Raw genomic sequence first — 11,136 nt, forward strand, 5'->3', positions numbered from 1 at the left:
CTCAATTTCTTGCAATCCTCGCTACGGACGCTTAAGTCCGACAGGCTGCTAGGGGGCTTGGAAGCCCCCTGATGCCTTACCACATTAAATCGTCCGGGATTTCATAATCCGCATACCACTGCTGCTCTTCCTCGGTCAGCTCACTCTGACTTTCAGATTGAACAACCACCGCAGCAGGCTCACGCTCTTCTATCTTTCTGGCCACTGTCGCGGGAATCACCCGGTATTCTTCCTCATCTCCCTGACTCAGAATACCAATCGCAAAGAGCCCCCTGCTCAGTCTGTTTTGCATATCTTCAGAGACATAGATCTTCTTAACTTTGCCATTCACAACAAAGTTGTAACCCACATCACCTACATCCCGGGGGATGCTGTTCATCTCAATCAGCTGGCGAACCTGTGCCGCCAGCGCCTTTTGTTGACGCCCTTCTTCCAGCTTGCGGTTGAGCTCACGATCACGCTCTACCTGATCCGCCTTCTGCTTTTCCAACTCAATGCGACGCTTTTCCTGATCGGTCAGTTCACCACTCTTGGCAGCCTGCTTCTTCTTTTTCTTATTGCTGGCTTTGGCTTTCAGTGCCTGATGCTTGGTAGCCAGACCAGCTCCCATCAACTGGTCTCTTAATGATTTACTCATGGATTGCTCAAAAATAAATGAATCGAAGATCGAAGAAATTTTAAGGGTGACATATTAGCAGCCGAGTGATTAGGGAGCCAGCCGCAGGAGCTGTTACACATTTACTTTTTCCATGGTCTTCGGCTTCAAATAAGAGAGGACTTGCAGTCAAGCCTTCACGTGCCTGAGAATAGACCACTCAACTCTGGAAAGCAGTCATGGGTGACGCTGACAATGAAAACCAATATCACACTGATCGGTATGCCTGGTGCAGGAAAAAGCACCATCGGTATCATTCTGGCCAAAGATCTGGCCTTTGGCTTTCTTGATACCGATGTATTGATACAGATCAGCCAACAGAAAACCCTGCAGGATATTGTTGATCAATCAGGCTATATGTCTCTTAGAAACATTGAAGAAGCAGAACTGCTCAAGGTTAATCTCAGGCGGCATATCATTGCTACAGGAGGCTCAGCCGTCTACAGCGACGCCGCCATGAAACATCTTGCCGAAGAATCGATCATCGTCTTTCTGGATCTGGATCTGGAGCAGATTCGTGAGCGCATTCATAACTTTGACACACGAGGCATCGCTCGCGCTGAAGATCAGACCATTGAAGATCTGTTTGAAGAGCGGGTGATACTGTACAAAAAATATGCTGATGTGACCATTGATTGTCGAACATCTTGTCAGGACTCTCTGGCACTGGAAATCATTGACCGGGTCAAGCCTTTTCTCCAAGCAGACTAGTCCCCGCAACCATCAGCAAGGGAAAACAGCAGATAACAAAAAGCTCATGCCAGACACCCTGACATGGGCTTTTTTATTCTTACAGACTGTCAATCAGTGAATATCTTTCCAGTATTCACGCTTGAGCAGCAGAGCTACGATGAAGAGCAGAACGAGGAACAGCAGGACGTAGATACCCAGCTGCTGGCGCTTTTGCTTCACTGGCTCAGCGGAGTATGACAAAAAGTTGGTTAAGTCATACATCGCCTGGTCGTATTGCGCCGGAGTCATGGAGCCTTTTCGCTCAGAATCCACGGTCAGTCCGCAAATCTTTTCACCGGTCAGAGGGTCTCGCTCAATTGGGCTTGAGCCCTGGCAGCTATCAATCTGAACACCCTGAAGCTCCATCAGAACATGAGGCATACCCACGTCCGGGAAGACCTTATTATTGACACCCCATGGACGCTTTGGATCTTCGTAGAAAGTACGCAGGTAGGTGTAGACCCAGTCTTCACCACGCACACGGGTGACCATGGTCAGATCCGGTGGCGCAGCACCAAACCATACCTTGGCTTCATCCTTTCGCATACCGTTCGTCATTAAATCACCGATCTTGGCAGACTTTGGTACCAGATTTTCCATCATCAGGTCGTGTGGAATGCCAATATCATCAGCTACTCGCTCGTAACGCTGGAACTGGGTCGCATGGCAACCTGCACAGAAGTTCTGGTAATACATGGCTCCACGCTGCAGCGATGCCTTGTCAGAATGATCAGTCTCAATGGGGTCCAGAGGGTAATCTGAACCACCAGCCGCAAATCCAAGCACAGGGACCAGCGAAAATAACAAGGTAATTATTGTTTTTTTCATTATCCGGTCACTCTCTCCGGTACGGGTTTGGTTTTTTCCCATCGTGTGTAAAACGGCATTAACAGGAAGAATGCAAAGTAAAACAGGGTACAAAGCTGTGCAATCAACGTGTAAGTCACCGTCGCAGGCTGAGTTCCCAACCAGGTCAGCACCGCAAAGACAATAGCAAACAGGAAGATGCCAACTTTACTGATAACACCCTTGTAGCGCCAAGATCTAACCGGGCTTCGATCCAGCCATGGCAGGACAAACAGGATAGCAATCGCTGCCCCCATCATGATGACACCACCGAGCTTGGAGTCGATCGGGCCTATATCAAAAGTGATTGCACGCAGGATCGAGTAGAACGCTCCGAAGTACCATACCGGAGCAATATGCGCCGGAGTCTTCAGCGCGTCGGCCTGTTCAAAGTTGGCGTACTCCAGGAAGTAACCACCCATTTCCGGGAAGAAGAACATGACACTGCAGAAAACAAACAGGAAGACTGCCACCCCTACCAGGTCTTTCACGGTGTAGTAAGGGTGGAAAGGAATACCGTCCAGAGGCACGCCGTTCTTGTCTTTCAGCTTCTTGATTTCAACGCCGTCCGGGTTATTGGAACCCACTTCGTGCAGGGCAATGATGTGCAAAACCACCAGCCCCAGAATAACGATAGGCAGAGCCACAACGTGCAGGGCAAAGAAACGGTTCAGAGTGATGCCGGAGATCAGGAAGTCCCCACGTATCCACTGCTGAAGGTCTGGACCAATGACAGGGATAGCACCGAACAGGGAGATGATAACCTGTGCACCCCAGTAAGACATCTGCCCCCATGGCAGCAGATAACCCATGAAGGCTTCAGCCATCAGCGCCAGGTAAATTGCCATACCAAAGATCCATACCAGCTCCCTTGGAGCACGGTAAGAGCCATAGATCAGACCTCGGAACATGTGAAGGTAGACAACAATAAAGAAGAACGAGGCGCCAGTAGAGTGCATGTAGCGAATCAGCCAACCATATTCCACATCACGCATGATATATTCAACAGAAGCAAAGGCCTGCTCTGCACTGGGCACATAACTCATGGTCAGCCAGATACCGGTCAGTAACTGGTTAACCAGAACCAGCAACGCCAGAGAGCCGAAGAAATACCAGAAGTTAAAGTTCTTTGGTGCGTAGTACTTACTGAGATGATCTTCCCAGACCTGGGTGACAGGTAGCCTGGCATTGAGCCAATCCATGAAGTTACCCATTACGCATTCTCCTCATCTTGGCCGACAATGATCACTGTGTCGCTCTCAAAGGTATAAGGAGGCACTTCCAGATTGGTGGGCGCAGGCACTCCCTTGAATACACGACCGGCCAGATCAAACTTGGAACCATGACATGGACAGTGGTAACCACCTTTCCATTCAGGGTCAAATTCCATCGGCTTGACTTCAGGCATGTATTTGGGTGAACACCCGAGATGGGTGCAAAGACCAACCAGAATCAGGTATTCATCCTTCACGGATCGGTACTCATTTGCTGCGTACGCGGGCTGTTCTGATTTCTCGGACCCGGGGTCTCTCAACTTGTCATCCAGAGACCGGATATTATCCAGCATGGCCTGAGTTCGTCTTACCACAAACACAGGTTTACCTCGCCACTCAACTACAATCTGCTGTCCCGGCTCCAACTTGCTGAGGTTCACCTTCACAGGAGCACCAGCAGCCTTTGCTTTGGCACTGGGATTCCATGACTTGATAAAAGGTGTAGCGACCCCAACGGCCCCGGCGGCCCCCACCACCGAAGTCGCAGCCACGAGAAAGCGGCGCCGGCTGTTATTTACGCCGTTGTCACTCATTTAACCTACTCTCCCCATCCAGGCAAATGCCCAAAAACTTCTTTTAATTCACGGGTGGGATATTAGCAGGGAGTACAAGAGTCGCGTCTCTTATAAGAGAAAAACCTTCAAATGACCTTTCCCTCGCCCCCCTATCAAAGCTTTGTCTGATTATTTGTCCCACCTAAGCAGCAAGGCGTAATGATACTGGTTTTAGTTTCTATACAAAAGCCTTACATGAAGTTTTCCTGTACCTCAGAAACAAAACCAACCACCACAAGCGCTCCAGCTCGCATCATTGTTCATCAGCACATACCGGCATTTCATACCCATACTGTCTTGCCACAAAGCAAACACTGATTAAGTTTACTTTTTATACAACCTACTTCCTGTCAGGATGAGAAAACATCACCAGCCGCATAGATCTCGATATTTTTTCCACCCAAAAAAATGCCCGCATAAAGCGGGCACTTTGTGCAGCGCCTGATAACAGACGCCAGCGACATCAACGCTTGGAGAATTGTGGACGCTTACGCGCTTTGCGCAGACCCACTTTTTTACGTTCAACTTCACGAGCATCACGAGTCACGTAGCCAGCTTTACGCAGAGGAGAACGCAGGCTCTCATCGTACTGGATCAACGCACGGGTGATACCGTGACGGATAGCGCCGGCCTGACCGGAACCACCACCACCGTTAACGGTGATTTTGATGTCAAATTTTTCCAGCAGTTCGGTCAGTTCCAGAGGCTGACGAACAACCATACGAGCAGTCTCACGACCGAAGTATTCGTCCAGACTACGGCCATTGACAGAAATGATGCCAGAACCAGATTTCAGAAAAACGCGAGCGGTAGAAGACTTACGACGTCCGGTACCGTAGTATTGAGTCACTGACATGTCTACCCCCGATTAAATGTCCAGTTTCTGTGGCTGTTGAGCAGCATGCGGATGCTCAGTACCGGCGTAAACTTTCAGTTTACGATACATATCGCGACCCAGAGGGCCTTTTGGCAGCATGCCTTTAACAGCTTTCTCGATGACCATTTCCGGCTTGTGCGCAATCAGCTTTTCGAAGCTGGCAGAGCGCAGACCACCAGGGAAGCCAGTGTGACGGTAATACATCTTGTCAGACGCTTTACGACCAGTAACATGGACCTTCTCTGCATTAACAACAACGATGTAATCGCCTGTGTCAACGTGAGGAGTGTATTCTGGCTTATGCTTGCCGCGCAGACGGGTTGCAATTTCGGTAGCCAGACGACCCAAGGTCTTGCCTTCAGCGTCGACCACGAACCAGTCACGTTTTACGGTTTCTGGTTTTGCACTAAAAGTTTTCATTAAATTCGCCTCAGTAGTATCGCTCACGCAATACCTGTTCTTACTTGGCCGCCCTTCTCAGGGAACTGATCAGGGATCGAAGCAAGGCTAATAGCTCCGGCAACGACCTGTTCAAACATGGGCGCTCAATTGGGAAACGGGAGCGGTATTATATCGCCTGTTTACAGGAATGAAACCCCTTTCTGAAACATTTGATGATTCCTGCTTAGTCATTGCTATAAATAATCTGCAAATGCCCTTGTGAACACTCTAAATCAGGAGTTATCCTGCCATTGAGCTGAAACCTCTGGAGCTTGATTTCAATGGAATATAGAAAACTGGGGCGTACCGATATCAGTGTCAGCACGCTTTGTCTCGGCACCATGACCTGGGGCGAGCAAAATACGCAACAGGAAGCCTTTGCTCAACTGGATCGAGCTGTGGAATATGGTGTCAATTTTATTGACACTGCTGAAATGTATCCGGTACCGGCCAGGGAAGAAACTTATTCCCACACAGAGTCTATCATCGGGAACTGGCTGAAGCAGCGTGGTAAACACAACGATCTGGTTATTGCCACCAAGGTCTGCGGCCCCGGCCTGTCTTACATAGACGGTGGCCGAATGTTGACACCGGAGCATATCCACAAGGCTATTGATGGCAGTCTGAAACGACTGGGCGTCGAAGCCATTGACCTTTATCAGCTGCATTGGCCTGACCGCAACACCAACTTCTTTGGAAAGCTCGGCTACGCCCATCAGGATGGATTTGATGGCACACCCATTGAAGAAACACTTTCAGCCCTGGATGAACTGGTTAAGGCAGGCAAGATAAGACATTATGGCCTTTCCAATGAAACCCCCTGGGGCGTTATGGAGCACCTCCGTATCAGCACTGAAAAGCAACGACCAAGGGCTGTCAGCATTCAAAACCCTTACAACCTTCTAAACCGCTCTTTTGAGGTAGGTCTTGCTGAAATAGCCCACCGCGAGCAGGTCGGTCTACTGGCATATTCACCACTGGCATTTGGCGCTCTCTCGGGTAAGTATATAGACGGTGCCCGACCCGAAAACGCTCGGCTGACGCTGTACCCGCAATACCAGCGTTATGACTCACCTGAGTCTCGCAGGGCTATAGAAGCCTATGTCCAGCTGGCAAAAAATTCGGGCCTGAATCCTGCGCAGATGGCACTGGCATTTGTCACCTCCCGCCCCTTCCTGACCAGTAACATTATTGGAGCAACTAACCTGGAACAACTAGAGAGCAATCTCGCATCCAGTGAATTACAGCTATCAGCCTCCTTACTGGAAGAAATTGAAACTATCCACACCCTGCAACCTAACCCTGCCCCCTGATTCTTAATAATTCTTGCTCAGGGTGTCAGCCTTACTGACACCCGACTAATGTAAAGCAGCCTGAGACCTCAAGACACCTTGTTAGTAAGGCCAGTTACTGTAAATCTTCCCAGCGATACTGGCACTTCTCCCAGGAATCGTACGATTTACACGCAAAGGCCCATCCCGGTGTATATCTATTCTCCAATGTTTGAGAATTTTCAAAGTAAGAAGCGCATGATTCTTCCTGCTCCAAAATACGCCACCTAACCATAAAACTCACCGGTATTCCGACGTACTTCGAATGCGGAAGTACATAGAAGAAGTCCTTGAATTGCCCTCCACCTCTGTAATGAGACCCATGGCCGTGTTTGACGTGTTGATTATCAACGTAAAGGTCAATATCAAGTACACGTTTGCCGTGACCAAGATCGTTATCCCAGAAGATGTGCACCACCAGATTGGTACAGAATTGTGCCGGAGATAGGACACTCCGGCATTTTGGTATGGATGGAAGCCCCATCGCTTTGGCCTCTGCGGGTAATATCGGCCCTTCATCACCGGAGCCACCCGGATTGAGTGCATCACCTCTGGATTTGTAATAAAAAGACTCGGTGAATCGCACCCTGCGACCTTCACTTTTATCCATTGTGAGGTAGGTAGCCTTGAAATAATAAGTTTTACCGGGCTTTACCCGATAGTAAAAGCCCTGAAAGTCTGCCCCTCCCGTATGCACGCGGCGGTAACCTTTGCTCAGATCAGATGCGTCATTTGCAACCACAACACTGGTTTTGATCACGTATCTATTCCACGAACTCATATCAGTCTGCATGCCAACCAGCACAACATTGCCGGTACAGATCTGGCCGCGAGGACAACCAGTTCCAGAGTCAAGCGCAGCAGCGACAGGTGACGACTTTTGGCTGTCAGTAAGACTATCGTCTATTTGACCATTGGCCACTTGCCCCACAATCAGGCATGACAACACCATCGGGGAAAGGAAAAAGTTTTTTATAACCTTAGTGAAACGCATGAGCACCTTTAAAAAAACCGGGTATACAGACAAACACTCTGCAAATCGGTAGGAACCCGCTTCTCAGCCAGCCTCTATCAATAAGCAGGAGACCAAAATACCTCAAAGCCAAACACTCATTTTGGAAACAGGATTTAAGTTAGTCAGTCCTGTGACTTGAAGGTAAATACTTTTTTGAAGTACTTGTCCTTGATTCTCGATTCCAATGAGAAATAAGTAGAGGCTCTTAATGAGTTGGTTGCATAAATCTTTAAAGAACTGACATCAGTCAGGCAAAAGTCTAAAATCCCCCTCATTTCTGATCGGAACTCACCGGAAACCAAAACATGCGTGACTTTATTATCGCCCCGAGCATTCTTTCAGCCGACTTTGCCCGTCTGGGAGAAGAAGTGGACAACGTCATTGCTGCCGGAGCTGACTGGGTACACTTTGATGTCATGGATAACCATTACGTTCCCAACCTGACCATTGGGCCCATGGTTTGCAAAGCCCTGAGAAAACATGGTGTCACCGCACCCATTGATGTCCACCTGATGGTTAGCCCGGTAGACCGCATTATCGGTGATTTTATTGAAGCCGGTGCCAGCATGATCACCTTCCACCCTGAAGCTTCAGATCACATTGATCGCAGCCTGCAGATGATTCGTGAAGGCGGTTGCAAGGCCGGCCTGGTATTGAACCCAGCGACCTCTCCCGATGTCATTGAATACGTGATCGACAAACTGGATATGATTCTGCTGATGTCCGTAAACCCGGGCTTTGGTGGCCAAAAATTCATTCCTTCCACGTTGCGCAAACTGCGCCATGTTCGCAGAATTATTGACGACAGTGGGCTAGATATTCGTCTGGAAGTAGACGGCGGCGTTGGTGTACAAAACATCCGCCAGATCGCTGAAGCCGGTGCAGATGCTTTCGTTGCGGGTTCAGCCATTTTCAATACTGATAATTACAAGGACATTATCGGTCAAATGCGTGCAGAGCTTTCCAAAGCAGAGCCCCTCTGAGTCAACTATTCCGGAGTAGAGTCAGTTGCGACCCTACTCCAAAGTCTCATGCATTGCAGAAGCTAGCATGATGCTATTGCTGGTCGAATTGATGTTAGTCTGTCAATCTCGACCGGAATCTTCCTATAATCTCACTGTCTTTTAATTCCCCCTCTGGATATCTGAAAATAATGAAGTTGTTTGAATTGCTGGATAGCCCCGTTCAGTTAATCATGTACGACCTGGATGGCACATTGGTTGACAGTGCTCCGGACCTGACTATAGCCCTGGACAAAATGCTGAGAGATCTGAACCTGCCTGAAGCCGGTGATGAAAAGGCCAGACTCTGGGTAGGTGACGGTATTTCATCCCTGGTCAAAAGGGCTCTGGCCGATGACATAATGGGAGATCAACCCGGTGTCGTGGAAGAGAGCGTCTTTGCCAAAGCCCTGGAAAGGTTCAAACACCACTACACTGTCGAAGTAGGTCAACACAGCGCTCTTTACCCTGGCGTATTCACCTTCCTCAGTCAGGTGCACAAGGCGGGCATCAAGCAGGCTGTGGTGACCAATAAATCTGAAATATTCACCGATTCACTGTTGCAGCATATGGGCATTGACCACTTCTTTGAACTCAGCGTCGGTGGTGATAGCCTGGAAGAGAAAAAGCCCCACCCCATGCCCCTTCAGCACACCATGAAACACTTTGGCTGCAATACACAGAACAGTCTCATGATTGGAGACTCCAGCAATGATGTTAAGGCAGCCAGAGCTGCCAATGTAAAAGTAGTGGGTCTGACTTATGGCTATAACCATGGTGAACCTATTGAGTCAGCACACCCTGACCGTGTTGTCGATAGTTTGACGGACCTACTCTGAGAGCTCACCCTGAGCACCGACAGACAACCAAACTGTTGTGGCTCAGGAAACAAGCAATAGGCGACAGAATTTCAGAGTCTCAGCGTTTGCATTAACCCTTGCAGTCATATAACCTTCGACTCTCATTCATACGACTGCGCCCAGAACAATTGCGGAGCCAGCAGTGATAGCACGTCATTCAGAGACATACATCAACACCAGAGCCACTGCCCTGTCGGTAAGGTCCTCTGCCCCTGCCTCAAAGTTCTCCTTCTGGCGATGGTTTGGCTGGCCCTGCGCCTGATAAAAAAACCCCAACTCAGCCAAAACCCTGCGTTTTTTTGCACTACCTATAACAGCCAGATAATAAAGAGGCCAGTATGACCCCTGAAGCGTTTTCTCGTCTGGCCCGCGAAGGATATAACCGTATTCCTGTAATCCGGGAAATCCTGGCGGACCTGGACACACCGTTGACCACTTACCTGAAGCTGGCCAATGGTCGCTACTCTTACCTGCTTGAGTCCGTGGAAGGCGGAGAAAAGTGGGGACGCTACTCCATGATTGGACTACCATGCAGAACCGTACTCCGGGTGTCAGGTTACAGCCCTGACTGCAAGGTAACACTGGAAACCGATGGCCAGATTATTGAGGAATATAACCCTGAAGATCCACTGACGTTTATCAAACAGTTTCAACAACGTTACAAAGTCGCCGAGCTGCCTGATCTACCCCGATTTACCGGTGGACTGGTTGGCTACTTTGCTTACGACACGGTCCGCTATATTGAAGAACGACTGAAACAAACCGCACCAAAAGATGAGCTAAACAACCCAGACATCATGTTAATGGTTTCTGACGAATTGGTGGTATTTGATAACCTCAGCGGCAAGCTGATTCTGGTCACTCATGCTGACCCGGAAGAACCTTCTGCACTGGAAAAAGCAGAGTTTCGTCTGGATGACCTCGTACGCAGACTGCAAACAACCAACGTGCAGCCACCGTTTCAAGCCTCCCTTAACCCTGCACGGGAAAATGATTTCGAATCCGGTTTCGGTCAGGAAGCCTTTGAAGCGGCACTAAAAAGCATCAACGAATACATCCAGGATGGAGACGGCATGCTGGTGGTTCCATCCCAGCGGATGACCATTCCTTTTGACAGCTCGCCGCTCAACCTCTATCGGGCTCTGCGCAGCACCAACCCATCCCCCTATATGTATTACATGGATCTGGGTGATTTTCATGTTGTCGGTTCATCACCTGAAATTCTTGCCCGACTTGAAGACGGTGAAGTCACCGTCAGACCTATTGCCGGTACTCGCAAACGTGGCGCTACAGAAGAGCGCGATAAAGCGCTGGAAAAAGAACTGCTCAATGACCCCAAAGAACTGGCAGAGCATCTGATGCTTATCGACCTGGGCAGAAACGACGTTGGCCGTGTAGCAAAAACAGGCAGTGTCAACCTGACCGACAAGATGATCATCGAGCGATACTCTCATGTTATGCATATAGTGTCGAATGTCACCTGTCAGTTAAAAGACGGTATGGATGCCATGGACGTGCTCAAAGCGACACTGCCAGCAGGCACACTCAGT

General features: G+C 49.2%; 12 protein-coding genes. 5 read left to right on the forward strand and 7 right to left on the reverse strand.

Going from position 1 to position 11,136, the window contains the following annotated elements:
• Positions 1-76: 76 nt before the first annotated feature.
• Complete coding sequence (locus tag KDK19_RS15010; RefSeq protein WP_257280519.1) at positions 77-637, reverse strand: DUF2058 domain-containing protein; 561 nt, start codon at positions 635-637, stop codon at positions 77-79.
• A 213-nt stretch (positions 638-850) separates the two neighbouring features.
• On the opposite strand from KDK19_RS15010, the gene KDK19_RS15015 reads away from it, so the two are divergent.
• Positions 851-1,366 (forward strand): shikimate kinase, encoded by a 516-nt coding sequence (locus KDK19_RS15015; protein ID WP_257292268.1) that lies wholly within the window; start codon positions 851-853, stop codon positions 1,364-1,366.
• A gap of 93 nt (positions 1,367-1,459) precedes the next feature.
• On the opposite strand, the gene KDK19_RS15020 is transcribed toward KDK19_RS15015, so the two are convergent.
• From KDK19_RS15020 to rplM, 5 genes are all read right to left on the reverse strand, one after another.
• On the reverse strand, positions 1,460-2,215 hold the full coding sequence (locus KDK19_RS15020) for a cytochrome c1 (RefSeq protein WP_257280517.1): 756 nt from the start codon (positions 2,213-2,215) through the stop codon (positions 1,460-1,462).
• Complete coding sequence (locus KDK19_RS15025) at positions 2,215-3,447, reverse strand: cytochrome b N-terminal domain-containing protein (RefSeq protein ID WP_257280516.1); 1,233 nt, start codon at positions 3,445-3,447, stop codon at positions 2,215-2,217. Before KDK19_RS15025 ends, KDK19_RS15020 begins: the two co-directional genes overlap by 1 nt.
• Positions 3,447-4,040, reverse strand: coding sequence for a ubiquinol-cytochrome c reductase iron-sulfur subunit (gene petA, locus KDK19_RS15030; protein ID WP_257280515.1), 594 nt, complete (start codon positions 4,038-4,040; stop codon positions 3,447-3,449). The genes KDK19_RS15025 and petA overlap by 1 nt, the downstream gene beginning before the upstream one ends.
• 484 nt (positions 4,041-4,524) lie before the next feature.
• Positions 4,525-4,917 carry a 30S ribosomal protein S9 gene (gene rpsI / locus KDK19_RS15035; RefSeq protein WP_257280514.1) on the reverse strand — a complete coding sequence of 131 codons (393 nt, stop codon included), beginning with the start codon at positions 4,915-4,917 and terminating at the stop codon, positions 4,525-4,527.
• Between the two features lie 12 nt (positions 4,918-4,929).
• Positions 4,930-5,358: a 50S ribosomal protein L13 gene (gene rplM / locus KDK19_RS15040; RefSeq protein ID WP_252176280.1), complete on the reverse strand. Its 429-nt coding sequence runs from the start codon at positions 5,356-5,358 to the stop codon at positions 4,930-4,932.
• Positions 5,359-5,660: 302 nt separating this feature from the next.
• On the opposite strand from rplM, the gene KDK19_RS15045 reads away from it, so the two are divergent.
• Positions 5,661-6,692 carry an NADP(H)-dependent aldo-keto reductase gene (locus tag KDK19_RS15045; RefSeq protein WP_257292269.1) on the forward strand — a complete coding sequence of 344 codons (1,032 nt, stop codon included), beginning with the start codon at positions 5,661-5,663 and terminating at the stop codon, positions 6,690-6,692.
• Between the two features lie 94 nt (positions 6,693-6,786).
• On the opposite strand, the gene KDK19_RS15050 is transcribed toward KDK19_RS15045, so the two are convergent.
• The gene (locus KDK19_RS15050) at positions 6,787-7,704 is read right to left on the reverse strand and encodes a hypothetical protein (protein WP_257280512.1); all 918 of its coding nucleotides are present in this window, start codon (positions 7,702-7,704) and stop codon (positions 6,787-6,789) included.
• Positions 7,705-8,030: 326 nt separating this feature from the next.
• On the opposite strand from KDK19_RS15050, the gene rpe reads away from it, so the two are divergent.
• The 3 genes from rpe to KDK19_RS15065 all read left to right on the forward strand — a co-directional run.
• Entirely contained in the window at positions 8,031-8,708 is a 678-nt protein-coding gene (gene rpe, locus KDK19_RS15055) for a ribulose-phosphate 3-epimerase (protein ID WP_257292270.1), read from the forward strand.
• Between the two features lie 170 nt (positions 8,709-8,878).
• On the forward strand, positions 8,879-9,565 hold the full coding sequence (locus tag KDK19_RS15060) for a phosphoglycolate phosphatase (protein WP_257280510.1): 687 nt from the start codon (positions 8,879-8,881) through the stop codon (positions 9,563-9,565).
• Positions 9,566-9,924: 359 nt separating this feature from the next.
• The coding region (locus KDK19_RS15065) for an anthranilate synthase component I family protein (protein WP_257292271.1) at positions 9,925-11,136 on the forward strand (1,212 nt) is incomplete at its 3' end.

Source organism: Endozoicomonas sp. ONNA1 (assembly GCF_024606325.1).
In the GTDB taxonomy this organism is placed as follows: domain Bacteria; phylum Pseudomonadota; class Gammaproteobacteria; order Pseudomonadales; family Endozoicomonadaceae; genus Endozoicomonas_A.